Annotated in this window: 21 protein-coding genes; 11 read left to right on the top strand and 10 right to left on the bottom strand. The window is 72.1% G+C overall.

Annotation, left to right across the window (positions count from 1 at the left end):
• Positions 1 to 55 precede the first annotated feature (55 nt).
• Complete coding sequence (locus tag IW248_RS22435; RefSeq protein WP_196928563.1) at positions 56 to 1,306, top strand: HNH endonuclease signature motif containing protein; 1,251 nt, start codon at positions 56 to 58, stop codon at positions 1,304 to 1,306.
• 268 nt (positions 1,307 to 1,574) lie between these two features.
• Here the strand turns inward: IW248_RS22435 and IW248_RS22440 are convergent, their stop codons facing one another.
• The 6 genes from IW248_RS22440 to IW248_RS22465 form a co-directional block, all read right to left on the bottom strand.
• Complete coding sequence (locus tag IW248_RS22440; protein ID WP_196928564.1) at positions 1,575 to 2,000, bottom strand: hypothetical protein; 426 nt, start codon at positions 1,998 to 2,000, stop codon at positions 1,575 to 1,577.
• Between the two features lie 233 nt (positions 2,001 to 2,233).
• A complete protein-coding gene (locus tag IW248_RS22445; protein ID WP_196928565.1) occupies positions 2,234 to 4,456 on the bottom strand; it encodes a DUF8189 domain-containing protein in 2,223 nt (740 codons plus the stop codon).
• A 46-nt stretch (positions 4,457 to 4,502) separates the two neighbouring features.
• Positions 4,503 to 6,590 carry an alpha-galactosidase gene (locus tag IW248_RS22450; protein ID WP_196928566.1) on the bottom strand — a complete coding sequence of 696 codons (2,088 nt, stop codon included), beginning with the start codon at positions 6,588 to 6,590 and terminating at the stop codon, positions 4,503 to 4,505.
• A complete protein-coding gene (locus IW248_RS22455) occupies positions 6,587 to 7,408 on the bottom strand; it encodes a carbohydrate ABC transporter permease (RefSeq protein ID WP_196928567.1) in 822 nt (273 codons plus the stop codon). Before IW248_RS22455 ends, IW248_RS22450 begins: the two co-directional genes overlap by 4 nt.
• Entirely contained in the window at positions 7,405 to 8,325 is a 921-nt protein-coding gene (locus IW248_RS22460; RefSeq protein WP_124818439.1) for a carbohydrate ABC transporter permease, read from the bottom strand. Before IW248_RS22460 ends, IW248_RS22455 begins: the two co-directional genes overlap by 4 nt.
• A 1-nt stretch (position 8,326) precedes the next feature.
• Complete coding sequence (locus IW248_RS22465) at positions 8,327 to 9,622, bottom strand: ABC transporter substrate-binding protein (RefSeq protein WP_196928568.1); 1,296 nt, start codon at positions 9,620 to 9,622, stop codon at positions 8,327 to 8,329.
• Positions 9,623 to 9,781: 159 nt separating this feature from the next.
• Here IW248_RS22465 and IW248_RS22470 point away from each other — a divergent pair, with 159 nt between their 5' ends.
• From IW248_RS22470 to IW248_RS22505, 8 genes are all read left to right on the top strand, one after another.
• Positions 9,782 to 10,528 carry an SDR family NAD(P)-dependent oxidoreductase gene (locus IW248_RS22470; protein ID WP_196928569.1) on the top strand — a complete coding sequence of 249 codons (747 nt, stop codon included), beginning with the start codon at positions 9,782 to 9,784 and terminating at the stop codon, positions 10,526 to 10,528.
• Positions 10,529 to 10,563: 35 nt separating this feature from the next.
• A complete protein-coding gene (locus tag IW248_RS22475; RefSeq protein ID WP_196928570.1) occupies positions 10,564 to 11,274 on the top strand; it encodes a FadR/GntR family transcriptional regulator in 711 nt (236 codons plus the stop codon).
• Positions 11,271 to 12,416: a galactonate dehydratase gene (gene dgoD / locus IW248_RS22480; RefSeq protein WP_196928571.1), complete on the top strand. Its 1,146-nt coding sequence runs from the start codon at positions 11,271 to 11,273 to the stop codon at positions 12,414 to 12,416. Before IW248_RS22475 ends, dgoD begins: the two co-directional genes overlap by 4 nt.
• Positions 12,410 to 13,249, top strand: a complete 840-nt coding sequence (locus IW248_RS22485; protein WP_196928572.1) for a hypothetical protein — start codon at positions 12,410 to 12,412, stop codon at positions 13,247 to 13,249. Before dgoD ends, IW248_RS22485 begins: the two co-directional genes overlap by 7 nt.
• Before the next feature lie 10 nt (positions 13,250 to 13,259).
• Entirely contained in the window at positions 13,260 to 13,880 is a 621-nt protein-coding gene (locus IW248_RS22490) for a bifunctional 4-hydroxy-2-oxoglutarate aldolase/2-dehydro-3-deoxy-phosphogluconate aldolase (RefSeq protein ID WP_196928573.1), read from the top strand.
• Positions 13,877 to 14,818 carry a sugar kinase gene (locus IW248_RS22495; protein WP_196928574.1) on the top strand — a complete coding sequence of 314 codons (942 nt, stop codon included), beginning with the start codon at positions 13,877 to 13,879 and terminating at the stop codon, positions 14,816 to 14,818. Before IW248_RS22490 ends, IW248_RS22495 begins: the two co-directional genes overlap by 4 nt.
• A gap of 21 nt (positions 14,819 to 14,839) precedes the next feature.
• Complete coding sequence (locus tag IW248_RS22500; protein ID WP_196928575.1) at positions 14,840 to 15,721, top strand: SMP-30/gluconolactonase/LRE family protein; 882 nt, start codon at positions 14,840 to 14,842, stop codon at positions 15,719 to 15,721.
• 100 nt (positions 15,722 to 15,821) lie between these two features.
• Positions 15,822 to 16,925, top strand: coding sequence for an L-dopachrome tautomerase-related protein (locus IW248_RS22505; RefSeq protein ID WP_196928576.1), 1,104 nt, complete (start codon positions 15,822 to 15,824; stop codon positions 16,923 to 16,925).
• A 22-nt stretch (positions 16,926 to 16,947) separates the two neighbouring features.
• On the opposite strand, the gene IW248_RS22510 is transcribed toward IW248_RS22505, so the two are convergent.
• Positions 16,948 to 17,703 (bottom strand): dienelactone hydrolase family protein, encoded by a 756-nt coding sequence (locus IW248_RS22510; RefSeq protein ID WP_196928577.1) that lies wholly within the window; start codon positions 17,701 to 17,703, stop codon positions 16,948 to 16,950.
• Positions 17,704 to 17,866: 163 nt separating this feature from the next.
• On the opposite strand from IW248_RS22510, the gene IW248_RS22515 reads away from it, so the two are divergent.
• Together IW248_RS22515 and IW248_RS22520 are read left to right on the top strand one after the other, a co-directional pair.
• Positions 17,867 to 18,277 carry a hypothetical protein gene (locus IW248_RS22515; RefSeq protein ID WP_196928578.1) on the top strand — a complete coding sequence of 137 codons (411 nt, stop codon included), beginning with the start codon at positions 17,867 to 17,869 and terminating at the stop codon, positions 18,275 to 18,277.
• A gap of 57 nt (positions 18,278 to 18,334) precedes the next feature.
• Positions 18,335 to 18,718 (top strand): SAV_915 family protein, encoded by a 384-nt coding sequence (locus IW248_RS22520; protein ID WP_196928579.1) that lies wholly within the window; start codon positions 18,335 to 18,337, stop codon positions 18,716 to 18,718.
• Here the strand turns inward: IW248_RS22520 and IW248_RS22525 are convergent.
• The 3 genes from IW248_RS22525 to IW248_RS22535 form a co-directional block, all read right to left on the bottom strand.
• Positions 18,619 to 20,628: an FAD-dependent oxidoreductase gene (locus IW248_RS22525; protein ID WP_196928580.1), complete on the bottom strand. Its 2,010-nt coding sequence runs from the start codon at positions 20,626 to 20,628 to the stop codon at positions 18,619 to 18,621. The two genes, IW248_RS22520 and IW248_RS22525, sit on opposite strands and share 100 nt — an antisense overlap.
• Before the next feature lie 103 nt (positions 20,629 to 20,731).
• A complete protein-coding gene (locus IW248_RS22530) occupies positions 20,732 to 21,412 on the bottom strand; it encodes a response regulator (protein WP_196928581.1) in 681 nt (226 codons plus the stop codon).
• Entirely contained in the window at positions 21,409 to 23,958 is a 2,550-nt protein-coding gene (locus tag IW248_RS22535; protein WP_196928582.1) for a sensor histidine kinase, read from the bottom strand. Before IW248_RS22535 ends, IW248_RS22530 begins: the two co-directional genes overlap by 4 nt.
• Position 23,959: the final 1 nt, after the last annotated feature.

The raw sequence follows: 23,959 nt of genomic DNA on the forward strand, positions 1-23,959 counted from the left end.
ACTTCTATCGATCATGGTGACTGGAAGTGTCGTACACCTGTTCTAACCTCGGGGCATGGTCGAGGAGTTGGCGCAGGCGGATGACGTGGTCGCGGCCTGCGTCGACGCCCCCGCCTGGCCGCTCCCGGAACATGACCTGATCGCCGCGCTCGACGCCGCGCACCGTCTTCAGCAACGCCTCGCCGCCGTCACCCTCACCCTCATCCGCGAGATCGACGGCCGCGGCACCGCCCACACCCAAGGAGCCTCCTCCACCGCTGTCTGGCTCCGCGAACGCCTCCGGCTGACCGTTCCCGCCGCCCGCCGCCTGATCGACCTCGCCACCGCCCTCGACACCGGCAACCCCGGCATCCGACAAGCGCTGGCTGATGGCGCCATCAGCCAGGACCAGGCCCGGGTCATCGCCGACACTGTCGACACCGTCAGCACGTCGGCCGACGCCGTGACCGCCGACAAAGCGGTAGGTGTGCTCGTCGGCTGGGCCGCACAGTTCGACCCCACCCACCTGCGCAAGCTCGGCACCCGCATCCTCGACCACGTCGCCCCCGACATCGCCGACGCCGCCGCCCAAGCCGCCCTCGACGCCGAAGCACGCCGCGCCACCCGCGACCGCCACCTCACGTTGTCCGAGCAGACCGACGGCCGACTGCGGCTCACCGGCACCCTCGACGCCGAAACCGCCAGCCTGCTCCGCGCCGCCATCGACCCGCTGAGCGCACCCTCCGGGCCCGACGACCAGCGCTCCGCCGCGCAACGTCGCCACGACGCCCTCGCCGACCTCTGCCGGCTCACCCTGCGCACCACCGAACTACCCGAACACGGCGGCGACCCCGCGCAGATCGTCGTCACCACCAGCTACGACGGGCTGACGCGACAACTGAGCAGCGGCGCCCTCGACACCGGCCTCGGCCTCACACCCGAGGCCGTGCGTCTGCTGGCCTGCGACGCGACCCTGCTGCCCGCCGTCCTCGGCGGCGCCGGCCAGGTCCTCGACGTCGGCCGACAACGCCGCCTCATCACCGGGCCGCTACGCCGCGCCCTCGTGCTCCGCGACCGCGGGTGCGCCTTCCCCGGCTGCGACCGACCACCCCGCTGGTGCCACGCCCACCACATCCACCACTGGGCCGACGGCGGCACCACCAGCCTGGCCAACGCCGTCCTGCTCTGCGGCCACCACCACCGACACCTGCACCACAGCGACTGGACCGTCCACCTCAGTGGCGACGGCCACCCCGAATTCGTGCCGCCCGCCTGGCTCGACCCCGAACAACTCCCCCGCCGCAACCACTACCACCGACGAACGTAGGAACAGCCGGCCGAGAACGATCACCCCTCAGCCGGCCAACCACATCCGCACTCGGGTCACAGTGAGGGGACTTGATCTCGGCGGCCGGGCCGGCCGTGACGCGCCCCTCGCCCGGGCCGCCCTGCGCCAATGCCGCGACCTCGTCCCGGCCTGAACCGGCCTGACGGATGGTGCGGGGTGGGGGACCGCCCGGTACGTCTCCAGAGGTCTGCGGCAATACCGGCTCGGTCGCCGCGCCGGGTGCCGCGCAACAGCGGCCCGACCGGTGTCAGCGGACGATCCGCACCACCTGTTCGGCCTGGGCGAATTCGCAGTTCGCCCCCGGACAGGCGGAGATCGACGCCAGCAGCAGCGCCTCGCCGGTGCGGAACGGAACGCCGGCGACATCGGCCTGGAAGAGCGCCGACAACGGCTGTGCCTGACCGGTACAGGTCCAGGCAGGGTACTGCGGTTCGGACGCGTAGGCGATGCGGTTGCCGACCGCCTGGGTGATTCTGGCACGCACCTCTCCGGAGGCGCCCTCGTCACAGGTCACCACGTAGTCCAGGCGCACACCGGCGCCCTTGGCCACCAGGGTCACCGAGCTGATCTGGAGGGTGGGGGTGGCGGCGGCCGCCGGAGCGGCGCCAGCGAGCACGAGCATCGGCAGCACGAGGGCCAGGGTCATCGCGGTCAAGCGGCGGGTGCGTGGCATTGGACGGGCTCCGTCTCCGGGTGGCCCCGCCCGCCCGGAGTGGACGGAGGACGACCGAGTCATATCATCGACCGCAGTCACTGGCTCAGTCAACGTCCCGGACGCGCTGACCTCGACCTTCCGGTCGCGGGCCCACCAGCCCTCCCAGCGGCGGGGCAACCGGGGTGGCGGGGCAGGGAAACCGAGGTGGCGGGCCGCCGCCGCAACCTGGCCGGCGGCCCGCCACCCGCGGATCAGAGAACGATCTGGTGTACCCGGTCGTCCACGCCGCGTACCGTCAGCCAGGCGCTGCCGTTGGCACCGGCGGCGGCCCCGGGCGCACCCCGGAACGCGTCGGTGGCGAACTCACCGCGTCGGAACCAGCCGCCCCAGGCCCCGTCGGCCAGGTTGCGCTGCCAGAGCCGGTTGTCGGCGGCCAGCGCGAACAGGTACACCCGGCCGGAGGTGGCGAGCAGTGTCGGGCTGCCGCTGGTGGTGCCGCCCAGGTTGGTCCAGGCCGACCAGGTGGTGCCGGTCCGGCTGCTCCACCACACCTCGTCGGTGCGGCTGCGGACCGCCACGTGCAGCACACCGGCGTCGTCGACGACAGCGCTCGGCCGACCGTAGAACGGCCGGTTCTCGGGAGTACCGACGCCGGTCCAGCCGGCGCTCGGCGTACGCGACCAGAGCTTGCCGTCGGCGCCGCGGGCGACCATCGTCCACTGTGTCGGGTTGGTCCAGGCCACAGTTGGCGCGTCGGTCAGCGTGCCACCGAGGCTGCGCCACGGTCCCCACCTGCCGGCCACGTAACTGCGCTGCCAGGCGGCGTTGTCGGTGCCGCGGACGAAGACGTCGAGCCGCCCGTCGGCGGAGCCGTACGCCGCCGGCTGGCCGAGAATCCGGCCGCCGACCGGGCCGCCGAGGGAGGTCCACCGGCTCCCCCAGGTCGTACCGGAGCGGGTGTTGACGGCCAGCGCACCGGAAGCGTCGCGGACGAAGGCGGTGGCGTGGGTGTCGTCCACCCGGACCAGCGCCGGGCTGGCGCTCGCGGTGCCACCGAGGTCGGCGCCGGCGACCTGGTCGGTGCCGGTCAGGCCGAGCATGGCCACCCCGTGCGCCGGCACCTCGACGGTGTACGAGCCGGTGAACCGCTGCTCGCCGGGGGTGCCCGGCTGGGCGTCCAGGGTGGATCGGGACCACAGGTCACGGACCTTCACCGACCCGCCGAGGGCGACGTCGGCGAAGTTCACGGTGATCTGCTGGGCGGTGTCGTGCCGGTTGAGCAGCGCGACGGCCCGCTTGCCGGATCCGGCGAGCACCTTGCTCCAGACCTGCGCGTCGGTGCCGGTGTCGGCGACCTTGACGCCCTGCCGGACCAGTGGGTCCTGGTCCACCGCGATGATCTCCGGGTTGGTCAGCGCCGAGATCATCTCCTTCGGCAGGCCGCGCGGGTCGGAGCCGATCACCAGCGGCGCGGCCATGATGGCCCACATGCCGAGCTGCGTCTTCGACTCGTCCAGGCTCAACTCGTACCCGCCGTCGGGCAGCGGGCGCATCGGCAGCAGGTAGTCCGGGTCGTTGTAGTGCCCCGGTCCGGTGGCCGCCGGGTGGTACGCGTTGACGTCCATGTTGCGCAGCACCCACGGGTACGCCCACTGCGGGGTCGGGTCGGTGAGCCCCACGTCGGTGTAGGTCCGCCAGGAGTCGGCGATGGTGGGCGCGTACGTGTAGCTCCAGGTGGAGAGCTGCTCCGGGGTGTACGGGCCACCGCCCCAGTCCGAGCTGACCGGGTTGCAGATGTTGAGCAGCATCGGCCGGGGCGACTGGCGTACCGCGTCGGCCAACTCCCGGAAGGTGGTCTCCGGGTCGAGGCCGGCGGCCCGGCCGCAGAGCCAGTCGGCCTTCAGCGCGTCGAAGCCCCAGCCGGCGAACTGGGCGATGTCCGCCCGGTAGTGGCCGTTGCTGCCGAGCCCGCACTGTCCCGGCAGGTACGGGCCGGCGTCGGTGTAGATGCCGGCCTTCATCCCCTTGCTGTGGATGTACGCGGCCAGCGCGGCCATCCCACCGGGGAAGCGGGCCGGGTCGGCGACGAGGTTGCCGGCCTCGTTGCGCGGGGTGGGCGCCGCCCAGTTGCCGTCGATCCAGACGTAGGTGTAGCCGGCATCGCGCAGACCACTGTTGACCATGTAGTCGGTGACCGACCGTACTTCGGCCTCGGTGGGGTCGCCACCGAGACCGAAGTAGGTGTTCCAGCCCTGGTAGGGCGTCGGGGCGAGCCCGCTGTTGAAGAAGGTCGGCGCGCCCTGGTCCTCCGCGCCGGTAGCCGCCGGGGCGTGGCCGGGATGGCCGGGATGGCCGGGCCCGTGGCCGACCTGCGGTGGGTCGGCGTGGGGTGGGCCGGCCATCGCCGGCATCGGGCTGGCCAGGCCCAGGCCGAGCACGGCCAGGGCAGCGGTCAGCTGTCGGTTCAGGCGCATGGAGGTACTCCTGTCCCTCGGGGGTGGGGGTGGTGGTGCTCCGAACTCAGTCGCGGGTCAGCACGATGAGGTCGGCGTCGTGGGTCGCGCTCCACTGCACGGGCAGGCCGACGGCGGCGAGGTGGCTGCCGGAGTAGTGCCGATCGCCGTGCGAGTAGCGGGCCGTCGGGTCGAGGCCGCGCAGGGGCAACCGGGCCGGGCGGGACGGAAGCAGCCCGGCCCCGTCGAGCCGGCCGGTGTGCCAGGCCAGCACGACCACCCGGCTCTCGTCCGGCGCGGTGTACTGCACCGCACAGCGGGCCTGGTCGGGGCCGCCGATCAGGTGCACCTCGCCGTGCGTGACGACGTCCCGGATCTCCTTGTAGCGGGCGATCCAGCCGGCCGCCTCGGCCCGCTCGGCCGGGGTCCACGCCCGGATGTCCGCGCCGATGCCGAGCACACCTGCCATCGCCAGGACGAACCGGAACGCCAGCGACCGGGGGCGACTGTCGAACAGGCCGGGAGCGTCGGTGACCCAGGAGCTGAGCAGGTGCGGGGCGTTGGCGTGCAGGAAGCCGTACTGGATGGCCAGCCGGTCCAGCGGCCCGGTGTTGTCGCTGGGCCAGAAGACGTCGGCCCGGGCGGCCATCGCCAGGTCGGTCCGCGCGCCCCCGCCGGCGCACGCCTCGATCAGCACCCCTGGGTGGTCCCGACGCAACCGCTCGTAGATCCGGTGCAGGTTGGCGACGTGCGCGCCGTCCAGGTCGAGCGGGCCCATCCCGCCGGACCGGCCCGGCTCGGTACGCGGCCTGTTGAAGTCCCACTTCAGGTAGTCGATGTCGTACCGGCGCAGCAGGCCGTCGACTGTGGAGTGGACGAACTCGGCGACCTCCGGCCGACCCAGGTCGAGCAGGTACTGGTTGCGGACCGGGGTGAGGGGCCGCCCGTCGACGGAGTAGACCCAGTCCGGGTGCTCGGCGTACAGGGACGACTTCGGGTTGACGCACTCCGGTTCGACCCAGAGCCCGAAGTTCAGCCCGAGCGCGCGGACGTCGGCGATGAACGCGTCGAACCCGGCCGGGAACTTCGCCGGGTCGGGCCTCCAGTCGCCCAGCCCGGCGGTGTCGTCGTTGCGGCCGACGAACCAGCCGTCGTCCACGACGAACGTCTCCACGCCCAGCTCGGCGGCGATCCGGGCGAGCGCGAGCTGGCTCTGTGCCTCGACGGCGAAGTACGTCGCCTCCCAGGAGTTGTAGAGCACCGGGCGTCCGGTGAGCCGCTCCCCGGCCAACAACCGCTGGTGGGTGTGCCAGACCCGGGCCAGCCCGTCCAGGCCGTCCGGGCTGTACGCCCCGGTGACCACCGGCAGGGTCAGCCGCTCGCCCGCGGCAACCTCCAGCGGGCCGTCGACCAGCTGACGGCCGACCCGTACCCGGGTCAGGCCGCCGGTGTCCCGCTCGGCGCTGATCTCCCACGAGCCGGTCCAGGCCAGAGCCATCCCCCACGCCGGACCGGCCGGCTCTGCGGTGTCGCGCACGGCCAGCCAGGGCACGTGCAGATGCCCGGGTACGCCTTGGGAGCTGCCGATGCTGAACGTGCCGTGGCCCAGCTCGACGTGGGCGAGCTGGAACTCCTGCGACCATTGCCCCCACTGGTGGCTGAGCAGCGCGCCGTGCGGCGTCGGTACGCAGAACCCGCCCGATCCGGCCCGGACCACCCGCAGCGCGTCGGTGCCGTCGTTGGTCAGCTCGACCCACCGCTGCACCACGTCGGTGCCGACGGGCACCCGGTAGTGCACTGTGGCACGCAGCCCGGTGACCGGGTCGGCGAACTCGACGGCCAGCTCACGCTGGTCGGCGTCGATCCGCGCGTCGGTGTGCACGAAGCCCACCCGGCGCTGCCCGTTCGAGGTCTCGATCACCAGGTCGGTGCCTGTGAACGGGCGGTCGGCGTCGGTGGCGTACTCGATGGGGGCCGCGTCCCCGGCGGTGAGGAACGGGACCGGGCCGTCGTAGGCGACCGGCGAGGGCCCGTCGGAGACGCCGTGCGGCCCCCACGCGACAAGTTCCAGCCAGCGACCGTGCGCGGGCACCCGCACTGTGTACTCGGTGTGCGTGCCCCGCAGCGTCCAGCGCTGCCCGGCCTCGGCGGTCACTTGACCGCTCCGAGCGCCAGGCCGGAGACGAAGTGTCGCTGGAAGCGGAGGAACACCGCGACGGTGGGGACGGCCGCGATGACCGTACCGGCGGCGATGACGTTCCAGGACGAGACGAACTGTCCCTGGAGGGCGAGCAACGCCGGGGTGACCGGCATGTTGTCATCGGTACGCAGCACGGTGATCGCCCAGAGCAGGTCGTTGAAGATCCAGGTGAAGGAGAGCGCCCCGAGAGCGGCCAGCGCGGGTCGGGTCAGCGGCAGCATCACCTTCGTGAAGATCTGCCCCGTGCCGGCACCGTCGATGGTGGCCGCCTCCTGGATCTCACCCGGCAGGTCCCGCATGAAGCCGTGCAGGACGAAGGTGTAGAAGCCGAGCCCGAAGCCGACCTGCACCGCGATCAACGCCCAGAGCGTGTCGTACAGGCCGGTGAGCTCACTGAACTTGGCCACCGGGATGAGCAGGATCTGCGGTGGGAGCAGGTTGCCGGCGAGCATCAGCAGCAGGATCGTCCGCCGGCCGGGGATCCGGAAACGGCTCAGCGCGAACGCGGCCATCGCGGCCAGCCCCAGGCTCAACGCCACCGACGGGACGGTGACCAGCATGCTGTTGATCAGAGCGCGCAGCTCGCCGCCGTCGGTCCACGCCTGCCGGTAGGTGTCCAGTGTGAAGGAGTGGGGCAGGCTGCCCACGCCGTGTGCGGCGATGTCGTCGAACGACCGGGTGGACATCACCACCACCCAGAGCACCGGGCCCAGCCAGAGCAGCGAGAGCAGGATCATGCCGGTGTGGAAGGCCCCGGTACGGAGCTTGTTCATGACGCTTCCTCCCGGAACGCGCGGACCAGGTAGCCGAGGATCACGGCCAGCGCGAGCACGAAGATCACGACAGCGATCGCCGAGGCGTAGCCCAGCCGCAGGCTCTGGAACGCGGTCGAGTACATGTAGGTGCTGAGCAGCTCCGACGAGTGGTACGGCCCGCCCTTGGTCAGTGACCAGACGATGTCGAACGAGCGCAGCGAGTCGATCACGATGACCGACAGCACCACGGCGTTGACCCCCTTCATCTGCGGGATGGTGACGTGCCACAGCCGCTGCCAGGAGTTGGCGCCGTCCATCCGGGCCGCCTCGTGCAACGCCGGGTCGATCGCCTTCAACCCGGCCAGAAACAGCACCATCACGTACCCGATCTGCCGCCACAGCGCGGGCAGGATCACCGCGTACAGGGCGGTCTGCGGGTCGGCGAGCCAGGGCCGGATCAGTTGCTCCAGGCCGACCGCCCGCAGCAGCGTGTCGGCGATCCCGTCGGGCTGGTAGAAGACCCGCCAGACCAGCGCGGTCACCACAAGTGAGAACACCACAGGGGTGAACAGCGCGGCCCGATAGAAGCCGACGCCGCGCCGCTCCTTCTGCAGGACGAGCGCCATCCCGAAGCCGCCCAGCACGGAGAGGCCGCCGAAGAGCACGAGCCAGATCACCGTGTTGACCAGCGCACCCCGGAAGGTGGCGTCGCCGGCCAGCTCGACGTAGTTGTCGGTGCCGACGAAGGTCGGCGGTGTCATCCCGTCCCAGCGGGTGAGGGAGAACCAGAAGCCCTGGATCGCCGGCCAGAACACCCAGACGCTCTCGACCGCGAACGGCACGAGGACGAACGCCACCAGCAGCGGCGACAGTCGAGCCGACCGTCGCCGCCGCCGGGTGGGGGTGACCGAAGTCGTGGAGATCGTTGCTGTCACGTCAGCCCTTGAAGACCTTCTCGGCGCCGGCCTGCCACTCCCGCAGGATCGCGTCGATCTGGTCCGGCTTGTCGATGAACTTGGTAAGCGCGGTGTCCGCGGTCGGCTGGAGTGCGTCGCTGGAGTCGCGGTTGAAGAACTGGGTCAACTCCTTGGCCTCGTTCAGCATCGCCTTGCCCTTGACCACCAGCGGCGAGTCCGACGCCTTGGCCTTGGGGTTGGCCGGCAGCACGATGCCGGAGCTGGCCTTGACGTACGCCTCCTGGGCCTCGACCCCGGAGAGGTAGCTGAGCAGGGCCTTGGTGCCGGTCGGGTTGGCGGTCTTCGCGCTGGCGAAGAAGCCGTCGGTCGGCGCCTCCTCGGCCAGCGGCACCGCCGGGTCGATGATCGGGAACCGGAAGAAGTCCAGGTCGCCGAGCGCGTCCTTGGGTGCCGCGTCGGCGAAGAACGTGCCGATCAGGAACATGCCGGTCTTGCCGGCCAGCAGAGCTGTGGTCGCCTCCTGGAACGGGTACGCCTTGCCCTTGGGATCGAAGTAGGGCAGGGCCTCGCGCCAGCGGGTGAAGACCGCCTTGACCTTCGGGTCGTCGAAGCGCTGCTTGCCGGCGAGCAGCTCGCGGTGGAACGGCGCGCCGTTGATCCGGATGTTGAGGTAGTCGAACCAGGCCGAGGCCACCCACGGGGTGTCGCCGAGGCCGATGCCGATCGGCGGGACGCCCTTGCTCTTCAGCGTCTCGCACAGCGCCAGGAACTCGGTCCAGGTCTTCGGCTCCTGTACGCCCCACTTCGCGAAGTTGGACTTGCGGTAGAAGAAGCCCCACCAGTAGTTGTTCATCGGCACGAAGATCTGCTTGCCGCTGGCGTCGGTGGAGAGGGTGCGCAGCGACTCGGGGTAGTCGTCCAGCGACTTCCAGACCTCGGAGACGTCCAGCAGCAGGTTCTTGCTGGCGTAGTCGTTGGCGACCGAGCCCGCGTACCAGGTGTAGAGGTCCGGCGGATTGGCCGAGGTCAGGTAGGTCGGCAGCTGGGTCCGGAAGGTCTCCGAGGCGATCGTGTTGAGGCTCGCCGTGCCCTTGCCCTGCGCGTTGAAGGTCTCGATCAGCTTCTCCATCGCGGCCTTGGCCTGCGGCGAGGAGAGGTTGGACTGGATGGTGACCGCGCCCGAGCCATTGCTCGTCGTCGGCCCGCTGGCGGAGCTGGCGCACGCGCTGAGGAACGAGCTGGCGCCGAGCGCGCCCAGGCCGGCGAGCCCGAGGTGGCCAAGGAATCGCCGGCGACCGGGGTCGAAGTCGCTCACGGAGGTATCCCTTCCTTTACGACACTCAGCGTCACCACGCGATGTGTCGTCCATGTGAATGCTGTGACGAGAAGGTTGCATCGACCCTCGCCGGCTGTCAAGATATCTTCGTAATTAATGATTAGACGAGACCAAGGCGAGGGTCAGGTGGATCAGCCTATGCGCCGGCTTGAGGGCAAGAACGCGCTGGTCACCGGCGCGATGGGTGGGATCGGCGCGGCCACCGCCCGGCGGCTCGCCGCCGAGGGGGCAGCTGTCGCGCTGCTCGACGTGGCCGACACGGCACCGCTTGCCGAAGAACTGACAGCGCGAGGCGACCGCGCACTGTCCGTAGTGGGCGATGTCAGCGACGAGGCCGACTGGACGGCCGCCGTGCGCGCCGTACGGGAACGCCTCGGCCCGGTCGACATCCTGGTCAGCACCGCGTACGCCGTGCGGGTCGCCCCGGCCCACGAGACCAGCCGACAGTCCTGGGACCACCAGCTCGGCGTCAGCCTCACCGGCTCGTTCCTCGGCGTCCGCGCCTGCCTGGACGACCTGCGGGCACGCTCGGGCGCGGTGGTGCTGATCTCCTCGGTGCACGCGCTGGTCGGGTTGCCCGGCCGGCCCGCGTACGCCGCTGCCAAGGGTGGCCTGCTCGCGCTCGGCCGCCAACTCGCCGTGGAGTACGGCCCGCAGGTCCGGGTCAACACCGTGCTGCCCGGGCCGATCCTCACCGCCGCCTGGGCCGACGTGTCCGAAGAGGACCGGCAGCAGAGCATCGCGGAGACCGTCGCCAAGCGCTTCGGCACACCGGACGAGGTGGCCGCCACTGTCGCCTTCCTCGCCTCGCCGGACGCCGCCTACATCACCGGCGCGAGCCTCGTGGTGGACGGTGGCTGGACAGCGGTGAAAGCCTCGGCCTGAGAGATCGATACCGACCAGCGAAAAGGCCAGGAGCATTGGCACAGTACGCACGCCGCGGCGTCCACGGGCAGACCGTCGAAGCGATCGCCCGTCGCATCCTCACCGGCGAGATCGCCGCCGGCGCGACACTGAACATCGTCGCGTTGCAGGAGGAGTTCGACGTCAGTCTCACGGCGCTCCGCGAGGCGCTGAAGGTCCTCTCGGCCAAGGGCATCGTCGACGCCCGGCAGAAGCGCGGCACCTTCGTCCGACCCCGCGCGGACTGGAACCTGCTCGACGGTGACGTGATCCGCTGGCAGTTCGCCGAGGGCACCGACCAGCGGTTGCTCGACCAACTGCACGAGGTGCGCGCCATCATCGAGCCCGCCGCCGCACGGCTGGCCGCCACCCGCGCCACCGAGGACGACCTGATCGCCCTCGACGGAGCACTTGCCGAGATGGCCCATGCCAACGGTGATCCCGCCGCCGCCATCGCCGCCGACCTCGCCTTCCACCGCGCGCTGCTCACCGCCACCCACAACGAGCTGCTGGAGCGGATGGAGGTGGTGATGGAGACCGGGCTCGCCGAACGGGACCGTCTGGTGCACGGCGGCACCCCGCACGACGACCCGGTGCCCAGCCACCGCGCGGTGGTCGACGCGCTGCGCGACCGGGACGAGACGGCGGCCGAGACCGCGATGCGTCAGTTGCTGGACAAGGCCGTCCGCGACGTCGAGAAGGTACGGGGACGAAGGGGCAGTCAGTGAAGATCGAGCGGATCGAGACCTTCCTGGTCGCGCCACGGTGGTTGTTCTGCCGGGTGGAGACCGACGACGGGCTGGTCGGGTGGGGTGAGCCGGTGGTCGAGGGCCGCGCCGAGGTGGTGCGCAGCGCCGTCGAGGTGCTCTCCGAATACCTGATCGGCGCCGACCCGTTGCGCATCGAGCAGCACTGGCAGGTGCTCACCAAGGGCGGCTTCTACCGGGGCGGCCCGATCCTCTCCAGCGCGGTCGCCGGCCTCGACCAGGCGCTCTGGGACATCGCCGGGCAGGCGTACGGCGCACCGGTGCACGCGCTGCTCGGCGGGCCGGTGCGCGACCGGGTACGGATCTACTCGTGGATCGGCGGGGACGAGCCCGGCGAGGTGGCCGACGCCGCCGCCGCGCAGGTCGCCGCCGGCCTCACCGGGGTCAAGATGAACGCCTGCGGGCGGCTCTCGCCGATCCCCACCTCGGCCGAGGTGGACGAGGTCGTCGGCCGGGTGGCCGCCGCCCGCGAGGTGCTCGGCCCCGACCGGGACATCGCTGTGGACTTCCACGGTCGCGCCGGAATGGCCGCGGTCCGCCGGATCCTGCCCGAGCTGGCCGCCCTGCGCCCGTTCTTCGTGGAGGAGCCGGTCCTGCCCGATCAGGCTCACCACCTGCGCGACATCGTGGCCAGCACGCCGATCCCGGTGGCCACCGGCGAGCGGCTCTACGGTCGCTCCGAGTTCCTCGGCCCGTTGCAGGCCGGGGTCGCCGTGGTCCAACCGGACCTGTCGCACGCCGGTGGGATCTCCGAGGTCCGCCGGATCGCCGCGCTGGCCGAGACGTACGGCGCGCTGCTCGCCCCGCACTGCCCGCTCGGCCCGATCTCCCTGGCGGCCAGCCTCCAGGTGGCCTTCGCGACACCGAACTTCCTGATCCAGGAGCAGAGCATCGGCATCCACTACAACGCCGGCTCGGAGTTGCTGGACTACCTGGTCGACCCGGAGCCGTTCCGGTTCGTGGACGGGCACATCGCCCGCCTCGACCGGCCCGGGTTGGGCATCACCGTCGACGAGTCGGCCGTCCGCAAGGCCGCCCAGACCCCACACGCCTGGCGCAACCCGGTCTGGCAGCACGCCGACGGGTCGTTCGCCGAGTGGTGACCGGCGCGCGGCCGGTGGCGCTGCGGGTGGCGTACGACGCGGCGCACGGCGGTCGGTGGACGAGCCTGCGCGGCGGTGGCCGGGAGTGGCTGTGGCACGGCCCGGAACCCGGCCGGCACGAGGTACGCCCCGACGACGCGTTCGTCGACGCCGGCGGGCTGGAGGAGTGCCTGCCCACAGTGCGCGGCGAGCCCGACCACGGCGAGGTGTGGTCGCGGCCGTGGCGCAGCGCCGGCCCCGGAACCGTGGTCATCGAGCGGCCGACGTTCACAGTCGACCGCCGGATCACCGACTCCGGCGGTGTGGTGGTGGCCGACTACCGGCTGGCCGCCGACCCCGGGCACCGGTTCGTCTGGGCCGCGCACGCCCTGCTGGACCTCTCCCCCGCCGCCCGTCTCGACGCGCCCGCCGGCACCCCGACCCGGCTGCACCCGGAGGCCGCCGCGCACCTGCCACCGGGCAGCTGGCCCACCGGCGACAGGTGGTTGACCGGGCCGTGGCCGGCCCCCGCCGGGCTGACCCTGGACACGTTCGGTCCGGACGACGGGACCGCGCTCGGCGCGGTGCTGCTCGACTGCCCCCGGGTCCAGGTGATCGACGGCGCCGACCGGCTCACCATGGAGCTGGAGTGCGCGGACCAGCCCCGCAGCACCGCGCTCTGGCGCAACCTGGGCGGCTGGCCGGTCGACGGCCCCTACCGCAGCGTCGGCGTCGAACCGATGCTCGGCGCGGCCTTCGACCTGGCCGACACCGGCCCCGACGACGCGGCGGTCGTGCCGCCCACCGGCGAGGTCACCTGGCGACTCACCATCTCCGCCCACCGCATCCCCTGAGGACACCGTGATGAACCTGCTCGACGAGTTGCGTACCCATCGACTGCTGGCCATCGTTCGCGGCCCGGACCCGGCCGCCGCGCTGACCGCCGTGCTCACAGTGGCCGAGAGCGGCGTCGCCCTGGTCGAGGTCTCGTTGACAAGCGCCGACGCGCTCGGCGTCCTCCGCCGCGCCCGGGCCGCTCTCGGGCCCGACTTCGCCCTGGGCGCGGGCACCGTGCTCAGCGCCGAGGACGCCCGCGCGGCGGCCGACGCGGGCGCCGGTTTCCTGGTCACCCCGGCGATCGCACCGAGCCTCGCCGAGGGTGGCCGGCTCGGTCTGCCGGTGCTCGCCGGTGCCCTCACCCCCACCGAGGTGGTGCGGGCCACCGACGGTGGGGCCGCCGCGATCAAGCTCTTCCCGGCCTCCCTCGGCGGGCCCGACTACCTCGGCGCCCTGCGCGACCCGTTCCCCGGTACCGCGTTCGTGCCGGTCGGTGGGGTCGACGCGGACAGCGCGCGGCGCTACCTCGACCGGGGGGCGACAGCAATCGGCGTCGGTTCCCCGCTGCTCGGCGACGCCGTCCGAGGCGGCGAGCCGGCGGCGTTGCGCGAGCGCGTCGCCGCCTTCCTCGCGGCGGTGCGGCCGTGACCGACCTGCTCACGCTCGGCGAGACGATGGCGGCGTTCCGCACCACCGGCCCACTGCGGCTGGGCGGCACCGCCGGGATCTCCGTCGCCGGCTCCGAGTCGAACGTGGCGATCGGCCTGGCCCGGCTCGGCCACCAGGCTGCCTGGGTCGGTGTCACAGGCGCCGACGAGCCCGGCGAGCTGGTCCGCCGTACGCTGCGCGCCGAGGGCGTCGACCTGACCTGGTCCCGGGTCGACGCGACAGCCCCGACCGGGCTGATTCTCTTCGAGAACCGGGTCGCCGACATCAACCGGGTCACCTACCACCGCTCCGGGTCGGCCGGCTCCCGGCTGGGCCCGGCCGACGTCACCCGGGCCTTCGACGCGCCCGGACCACCACCCCGGCTGCTGCACGTCACCGGGATCACCTGCGCGCTCGGCGTCGAGCCGTACCAGGCGGTGGTGGAGGCCGTCCGGCGCGCCCGCGCGGCCGGCGGCACGATCTGCCTGGACGTCAACCACCGCAACCGGCTCTGGTCGGTCGCGGAGGCGGCCGCCGCGCTGCGCCCACTACTGCCCTCGATCGACCTGGTGATCGCCTCCGACGACGAGTTGGCAGTGCTGACCGACGCGACCGACCCGGCCCCGGCGCTACTCTCGGCCGGAGTCACCGAGGTCGTGGTCAAACACGGCGCCGGTGGGGCGACAAGCCACAGCGCGAACGGCACCATCCACTGTCCGGCCCGGACGGTGCCGGTGGTGGACACCGTCGGCGCGGGCGACGCCTTCGTCGCCGGGCTGCTCTCCGGCTGGCTCGACGGCGTCGACGCCCCGACCCGACTGGACCGGGCCGTCACCACCGGTGCGTTCGCGGTCGCCACCCGGGGCGACTGGGAGGGCCTGCCCGATCGGGCCGAGCTGGCGCTGCTCGACCACGGCCCCGGCGGTACGGTCCGCTGACGATCCTTTGGGAGGAACACCATGGAGCTGACCGAGCCGACCGTCTGGAGCACCGACCGGCTGGAGTTGGGTGAGGGCCTACGCTGGGTCGACGACCGGCTGGTCCTCGTCGACCTGCTGGCCGGGCGACTGCTGGAAACCGACGGCAACGCCCCGACCCCACTGCGGGAGCTGCGCCGCCTCGACGTGCCGCTCGGCGCAGTCGCCCCGGTGGTCGACCGACCCGGTGAATGGCTGGCCGCCGCCGGGACCGGCGTCACGGTGCTGCCCGCCACCGGCGACCCCCGACCGGTCGCCGAGCTGGTCGCCGACGCGTCCGAGCCGACCCGGATGAACGACGCGGTCGCCGACCCGCACGGCCGCTTCTGGGCCGGCAGCATGACGTACGCGATGGTGCCCGGCGGGGGCACACTGTTCCGCCTCACCCCGGGTGCCGAGCCGGTCCCCGCGGTGACCGGGCTGACCATCCCGAACGGGCCGGCGTTCGACGCGGACGGCACCACCATGTACCTGGCCGACACCCCGCGCGGCGAGATCGACAGGTTCACCGTCGACCCCGCCACCGGAGACCTGCGCGGGCGGGAGCCGTTCCTGCGGCTCACCCCCGCCGACGGCGGCCCGGACGGCATGACGGTCGACGCGGCCGGCCACCTCTGGATCGCGCTGTGGGGCGGCTCCGCGGTACGCCGCTACCGGCCCGACGGCACCCTCGACCGGGAGATCCGGCTACCGGCCAAGCAGCCGGCCGGCATCTGCCTGGGCGGCCCGGACCTGCGGCGACTCTTCATCGGCACCGCCCGGGTGGGGCTGGACACGGCGGGCCCGCAGGACGGTGCGCTCCTCGCGGTGGACGTCGCGGTGCCCGGCCTGCCCGCCGCGCGCGCCGGCGCGCCAGCGAGCTGACCGGAGGCATATCGGACGCCGAGGCGGGAACAACCGCACCGAAGCGCGGTAACAGCCGACCGGTAGGGAGCGAGCCGATGAGCACCGTGGGACGGACGTCATGAACGGGCCGGTCGGCGACGAGCCGATGGGCGAGCTGGAATTGGTGCACACCTTCACCGGCCCGATGCCGACCGGTGTGAGCGTCTCGCACCGGGGCCGGATCTTCGTCAACTTCCCGAAGTGGGGCGACGAGGTGCCGGCCACAGTCGTCGAGCTGCGCGACGGCCAGGAGATGCCCTACCCCGACCAGGCGTGGAACGACCCGTCCGGCGACGACGACGCCGGCGCGTTCGTCTCGGTGCAGAGCATCGTGGTGGACCCGGCAGACCGGCTCTGGGTGCTGGACACCGGCAGCCCGATGTTCCAGCCCACGAAGCCGGGCGGCCCCAAGCTGGTCCGGATCGACCTGGAAACCGACACGGTCGCCCAGGTGATCACCTTTCCGACGGACGTGGCGCCGCCGACGACGTACCTCAACGACGTCCGCTTCGACCTGCGGCGGGGCGAGTCGGGGGTCGCGTACATCACCGACTCGGCGGCTTCCGGGCCGAACGGGATCATCGTGGTCGACCTGGCCAGCGGGGCCTCCTGGCGGCGGCTGCACGACCACCCGTCCACCAAGGCGGAGCCGCTGACGACGTTCCGCCCGGTGGTCGAGGGCCGACCGTTCCTCGAACGGCCGGCCGACGGGCCACCGAAACCACTGACAATGGGCTCCGACGGCATCGCCATCTCCGCCGACGGCGATCGGCTCTACTACTGCCCGTTGGCGTCCCGGCACTTGCACAGCGTCTCCACCGAGGCGCTGGCCGACCCCGGCGTCACCCAGGAGGCGGTCGCCGCGACAGTGGTCGACGAGGGCGAGAAGGGCACCGCCTCGGACGGCTTGGAGAGCGACGACGCGGGGCGGCTCTACCTCACCTCGTACGAGCACAACGCGGTGCTGCGTCGACTGCCGGACGGCGAGTACGAAACCCTGGTGCACGACCCGCGACTGCTCTGGCCGGACACCATGTCGGTGGCCACCGACGGATACCTCTACGTCACCGCCAACCAACTGCACCGGCAGCCGCAGTACCAGCGCGGCAAGGACCTGCGACGCAAGCCGTACGCGCTGTTCCGCACCCGCATCGACGCCGGCCCGGTGCTGCTCCGCCCCTGAGCGGGTGACGCTGTCGCCGCGCTCAGCTGACGGGCAGGGTGCGGTCCAGGAGGTCGAACAGGGCGGCCCAGTGACGCTCGGTGGCCTGCTCGTCGTACGCCGGGGTGTCGGCCATGGTGTAGCCGTGGTGCGCCCCGGTGTACACCTCGGAGCGGTAGCGCACTCCCGCGGCGTCGAGCGCCTTCTCCAGCGTGGCGATCTGCTCGGGCGTCATCGACTGGTCGGCGTCGGCGTGCCCGAAGTACAGCTCGCCGGTGATCGAGGCGACGCCCAGGTGTGGGCTGTCTGGTGCCTCGGTGACGATCCGCCCTCCGTGGAAGCTGGCAATCGCGGCGATGCGGTCCGGGTGGGCCTCGATGGCCCGTAGCGCGTTCGTGCCGCCCATGCAGTAACCGGTGATCGCGACCGGGCCCGGCCGGACGTCGTCGCGGGCGGCCAGGAAGTCGAGGAACGCTGCGGTGTCCCGGCTGATCACCTCGGGGGTCAACGCGCCGACCAGCGGCATGATCTTCTCGAAGAGCGCGGCGCGCTGGTCGGCCTCGCCGAGGCGGGACAGGTCGAACAGCGGTGCCCGACCGGCCCGGTAGAACAGGTGGGGCGTCAGCACCAGGTAGCCCCGGGCGGCGATCCGCTCGGCCATCTCGACCAGGCGCGGGCGCGGCCCGAAGGCGTCCATGAAGAGCAGCACCGCCGGGAACGGGCCGTCGCCGTCCGGTCGGGTCAGGCTCGCGTCCGCCACTCCGTCGCTGGTCGGGATGTCCACCGTCGTCGTCAGCACTGTGCCTCCTCGTACGCCGATCTTGGTCCGTTCGGAACGTTACTCGCCGTATCGGCGTGCCCGGCGGGCAGCCGCGTGAACGCGGCGTCAAGAAATGGCGGTGACCCGTCGAAACGGCGTATCGACCGGTGCTCCGCCGCCGCGCGGTGGTGACGATGGGTCCATGAGTCCTTGGCGGATGACACGCTGGGAACGCGGCGAGCCGCCGCCCGGCACCGACACGGCCAGCGAGCCCGGCGAGCCCGCGACCAGAGCGGACGAGCCGGAGCGGCGGCACGAGGCGCTGGTCAGCGTCCGGCTCGGCCCGTCCGCGCCCGGCAGCCACCTTGTGGAGTACCTGCGCCACGAGCCGTGCGCCGTCGCGGCGTGGTGGATCGCCGCCGACGTCGACGCCGTGGTCCGCCTCTCCGCCGACAACATCACCGTGCTGCACCGAGCCGTGGCCGACCTGCGCCTGCGCGCCGGGGTCGAGGTGGCGGAGGTCAACTACATCCTGCGCGCGCTCGACCTGACCACCCCGGCCGACAGGCGTACCGCGAAGGAAAGCCATGCCTGGGTGAGGTCCGCGGCATGAGCCGCTGCACCGACGCCCACCGCTTCCGTGACACGTGTGGAAAGGACCAACCGAACCATGGACGAGGCCCCGATAATCTTCGCCGTTCCGGTGCGCGACCTGCCGGGACGGTTGGTGCGGACGGTGCGGACCGGCCGTTCGCCGCAGGGGCAACGGGTGGGCATCGCCTTCACCCGACCGGAGCTGCTGGTCGCCGCGATGGGCGCGGACCAGCAGTGGGTAGAGCTGTGCGAGTCCGCACTGCGGGGCATGCTGCGCCCGCTCGGCATCGACCGGATCCAGGTCGACCCGCTGCTGGTGGCGCCGCCACTCGACCGGGTGGATCCGATGCCTCGCGTCGATCAGGCACGGACGAAGCGGACCGCGTCGGCGACCACGAAGCCGTTGGTGTCTTCGGTACGGATCAGCACGCTGCCGTCGGTGCCCGCCGTGAACGGGTAGGTGCCCAGCGCCATCCACTGGCCGCCGGCCTGCCGCTGGTCCACCGTCCGGGTGATCAACCCCCCGGAGTACGCGATGTCCACAGGCACGTTTGTCGCCCGGTTCGGATCCGCGGTCCAGCGCAACTGCACGGTCCACGACCCGGAGGTGGGCAGGATCGGGCGGAACCGCAGCCGGTTGACGCCCTTGGCGGTGTTGCCGTCGTGCTCGTAGTCGGGGCCGTAGTAGCCGCCGATGCTGGTGCTGCGCAGCCACGTCCCGGCCCGGGTGATCCCGCTGGTCGACGCGTTGTCCAGGATCACCTCGCTGGTGGAACCCCACTCCAGCACGGCGCCGTCCTGGCGTAGCCGGGCCTGGAGGGCGGGCACGGAGACGGCCTGCACGGCGAGGTTCCCGGTGAGCGCCAGGGACGCCGCGGTGGCCGCCGCCTGGCCGAGGATCATGAACACGGGTTCCATCCGGATCGAGCCGTACGCGATGTGGCTCGACGAGAGGCAGACCGGCACCACCAAGTTGGCGCACTGGGCCTGGTGCGGAACGATCGCGCGGTAGCTCACCGGGTACGGCGCCGGTACGCCGATCTGCACGTCCCCCTCGTTGCGCACCTTGCCGTCGACGACGACCCGCTGACAGTTGTGCGAGTCCATCGTGTAGCTGGCCAGCCCCACCGAGTCGCTGGCGCGTACCCGGCCCCGGCAGTCGGCCTCGGTCATCACGTACGCGGAGACCATCCGGCGGGCCTCGCGGATGTAGAGCATCGGCGGCCAGCCACCGGTGCTGGTGAACTCGTCCACGGGCAGCCCCCACCGGGCGGTCGAGTCGCGGACCGACGCCGGCAGTCGGGGGTCGTTGGCCAGGAACCACATCAGCCCCTGCTGGTAGGTGCGGTGCTCGGCGATGATGCTCTCCCGCGCCGCCCAACTCGCCGTCGGGTACGCGTAGTTGAAGCCGATGTTGTCGGTGGAGACGGCACCGTTGTTGTTGGAGTCGGTCTTCCCGCCGCCGATCGAGTGGGTGGTGAAGTACGGTCCGGCGTAGCCGGCCTGGATGTGCCGCAGCAGCAGCTCGTACCGGATCGGGTCGTAGCCGGACGGTTTGCCGAACGGGATCCGGTTGGCTGTCTGGGTCAGGCACATCCGGAAGCAGTACGCCTGGATCTTGTCGTCGCCGCTGCCCTGCGGGGCGAGTGGGGCGGCGGAGATGCCCGGCAGCAGGCCGCTGGCGGGCGAGCCGGCCGTGACGTACGGGTCGATCGGGTACGCGAACTGGTGGGTGTTGCGCGACTGCACCCCGTTGATCGTTTCGCCGTAGGTGTCGTTGGACTCCCGTCCGACGGTGAACCCCACTCCGGCCATGGCCAGCAGATCGCCCTCGTAGGTGGCGTCGACGAACACCCCGCCCCGGTAGATCGACCCGTCTTCGGTGCGCAGCTCGGTGATCCGGTCGCCGGTGCGACCGATACCGGCCAGCCGGGCGTCGATGACCACCGGGACGCCCGCCTCGGCCAGCATCTCGGCGAAGACTGTGGCGGCGACGTGCGGTTCGAAGGTCATCCGCAGCGGCGACGTCGGCGTGAGGGTTCCGCCGTGGTACTTCACGTACACCCGGCGGTAGAACTCGGCGGCCAGCCCACCGATGGACGCCTGGACGCCGGTGTCGGTGGCGCCCAGCCCGGCGGTGCTCAACCCACCGACGTGGCTTGTGGGTTCCACCACCACTGCGGTGCGGCCGAGCCGGCGCATGGTGATCGCGGCGGCCAACCCGCCGGAGGTGGCGCCGTAGACGACCAGGTCGGCGGTGGTGACGGCGGCTCGGGCGGGGCCGGCCCGGAACGGGTCGGTGAGACCGGCCAGGACGAGGCCGGCGCCGCCGGCGGTCAGCAGCCGACGACGGGACAGGTGCAGAGACACGGCGGGGCTCCCGAGGGGTAACCGGTGAGGGGGACGGTTACAGAAGCACGCCGCTGCCGCTGCGAACGAGATTCTTCAATCTCTGCCGGCGGGTGTCAACGGTTCACGGCCGGTAGCGGTAGCCCATTCCCGGCTCGGTGACGAGGTGGCGGGGGCGGGCCGGGTCGTCCTCCAGCTTGCGCCGCAGCTGGGCCAGGTACTGCCGCAGGTAGTTCGTCTCGTTCTGGTATTCCGGCCCCCACACGTCCTGCAGGAGCTGACGTTGACTGACCAGCTTGCCGGGGTGACGCAGTAGCTTCTCCAGCACGCTCCACTGGATGGGGGTCAGCTTGACCTCGGTGCCGTCGTCCTTGCGCACGCTGTGGTCGGCCAGGTCGACTGTGTGCTGACCGATCCGCAGTGCCGGCACCGCCTCGCTGGGCCCGCCGAGGCGGCGGGTCACCGCGCGGATCCGGGCCAGCAACTCCTCCACCCCGAACGGCTTGGTGACGTAGTCGTCAGCACCCGCGTCGAGTGCCGCGACCTTGTCCTCGCTGCCGGCCCGACCGGAGAGCACGATGATCGGCACTGTGGTCCAGCCGCGCAGGCCCCGGATCACCTCGACGCCGTCGATGTCGGGCAGGCCGAGGTCCAGCACCACCAGGTCGGGTGGGTGGCTGGCGGCGGCCTTCAACGCGGCGGCGCCGGTTTCGGCGACGTCCACGTCGTACCGGCGGGCCCGCAGGTTGATGCGCAGGGCACGCAGGATCTGCGGTTCGTCGTCGACGACCAGGATGCGCGTCATTCCCGCGGCCCCTCCGAGGTGTTCTGCGCGGCCGGCAGCCGCAGCACCATGGTGAGCCCACCGCCGGGGGTGGTCTCCGGGGTGATGCTGCCACCCATCGCCTCGGCCAACCCCCGGGACAGGGCAAGACCGAGACCGACGCCGGTCTGGTTGTCGCGGTCACCGAGGCGTTGGAACGGCAGGAAGACGTGCTCCCACTGGTCCTCCGGGATGCCCGGCCCTCGGTCGATCACCCGCAGCTCGACCTGACCGGCGTGGGCGCTGGCGGTGATCGTGGGCGGCTGTTCGGGTGGGCTGTACCGCAGCGCATTCGCGACGATGTTGACAAGCACCCGTTCCAGCAGGCCCGGGTCGGCGGTGGCGGCCGGCAGGTCGGCCGGGATGTCCGTGCCGACGGTCGCGGCAGCCGGGCCAAGTTCGTCCAACGCCAGGGGTACGGCGTCCTCCAGGCCGATCGCGGTCGCCGAGATGCCGAGGACACCGGCCTGGAGCCGGCTCATGTCCAGGAGGTTGCCGACCAGCCGGGCGAGGCGGTCCAGCGACTCCTCGGCGGTCTCCAACAGCTCCTCGCGGTCGGACTCGTCGAACTCGATGTCGTGGCTGCGCAGGCTGGTCACTGCCGCCTTCGCGGACGCCAGTGGCGTACGCAGGTCGTGGCTGACCGCGGCGAGCAGCGCGGTGCGCATCCGGTCGGCGGCGGCGAGAGGTCGGGCGGTGGCGGCCTCCTCGGCGAGCCGTTCCTGGCGCAGAGCGACGGCGGCCTGGGCGGCGAACGCCTCGACGATCCGCCGGTCGGCGGCCTCCAGGCGCCGGCCGCAGAGCACGACGGTGATCCGCTCGTCGACAGGTACCGCCGTCTCACCGCCTTCGGGAGTGCAGGCCGGGCCCTCGCCGACGCTGGCCACGACGCTCCAGGCGTGCTCCTCGCGGGCCCGGTCGGGGCGCCCGCTGGCGTCCTCGGCCAACTCCAGGACGCTCACCGCGCGCAGCCCGAAGGTCTCCCGGAGCTGTTCCAGCAGTGCGGGAAGGGGACGTTCGCCGCGCAACACACCGCCGGCGACGGTGGCGAGGGTCTGCGCGTCGGCGGCGGCGCGGGCGGCCTCCCGGGTACGCCGGGCGGCCACGTCGACGACCCAGCTCACCGCCAGCGCCACGGCGACGAAGACGGCCAGGGCGAGCAGGTTGTCGGCCTCGGCGATGGTCAGCGTGCGGAAGGGCGGTGTGAAGAACCAGTTGAGCAGCAGCGAGCCGCCGAGCGCGGCGACCAGGGCCGGCCACACCCCGCCGACCAGCGCGACCCCGACCACCCCGGCGAGAAACAACAGGATGTCGTTCGTCAGCGTCAGGTCGGGCAAGGTCTTCAGCAGCACTGTGAGCAGCGGCATGCCCAGTACCGCCAGGCCGAAGCCGAGCAGCCGGCGGCGTCGGGACAGCGCCGCCGGCACGGCCGCCGCCCGGCGACCCTTGCCGGCCTGCCGGTGGGTGACCAGGTGCACGTCGATCGAGCCGGAGAGCGCCGTGGTGGTCACCCCGACACCCCGGGCGAAGATCTGCGCGAGGCGACCACGTCGACTGGCCCCGAGCACCAACTGGGTGGCGTTCACACCCTGGGCGAAGTCCAGCAGCGCGGCCGGCACGTCGGTGCCGAGCACCTGGTGGTACGTGCCGCCCAGGCTCTCCACCAGCACGCGTTGCCGGGCCAGCTGGGCCGGGTCGGCGCCGGCCAGGCCGTCGCTGCGGGCCACGTGCACGGCGAGCAGGTCGGCGCCCTTGCTGCGGGCGGCGACCCGGGCGGCCCGACGGATCAGCGTCTCGCCCTCCGGGCCGCCGGTCAACGCGACCACCACCCGTTCCCGGGCCTCCCAGGTGGCGGCGATCCCCTGCTGGCTGCGGTAGCGGTCGAGCTGATCATCGACCTTGTCGGCCAGCCAGAGCAGCGCCAGCTCGCGCAGCGCGGTGAGGTTGCCGACCCGGAAGTAGTTGCCCAACGCGGCGTCGATCTTGTCGGGTCGGTAGATGTTGCCGTGCGCCATCCGCCGACGCAGCGCCTCCGGAGTCATGTCGACCAGCTCGACCTGTTCGGCGGCGCGGACGATCTCGTCCGGCACTGTCTCCCGCTGGGTGGTGCCGGTGATCTGCGCGACGACGTCGTTCACCGACTCCAGGTGCTGCACGTTGACAGTGGACAGCACGTCGATCCCCGCGTCGAGCAACTCCTGGACGTCCTGCCAGCGCTTGTCGTGCCGGGAACCGGGCACGTTGCTGTGCGCCAGCTCGTCGACCACAGCGATCTGCGGCCGGCGGGCCAGCACCGCGTCCAGGTCCATCTCGGTGAACTCGGCGCCCCGGTAGTCCATGGTCCGGCGGGGCACCTGCTCCAGGTCGCCGAGCATCGCTGCGGTGTGTTGGCGGCCGTGGGTCTCCACGAAACCGATCACCACGTCGGTGCCACGCGCGGCCCGCCGCTGGGCCTCCTCCAACATGGCGTACGTCTTGCCGACGCCAGGGGCGGCCCCGAGATAGATGCGCAGTTCTCCGCGTGGCACG

It is taken from the genome of Micromonospora ureilytica, from assembly GCF_015751765.1.
Taxonomy (GTDB): Bacteria; Actinomycetota; Actinomycetes; order Mycobacteriales; family Micromonosporaceae; genus Micromonospora; species Micromonospora ureilytica.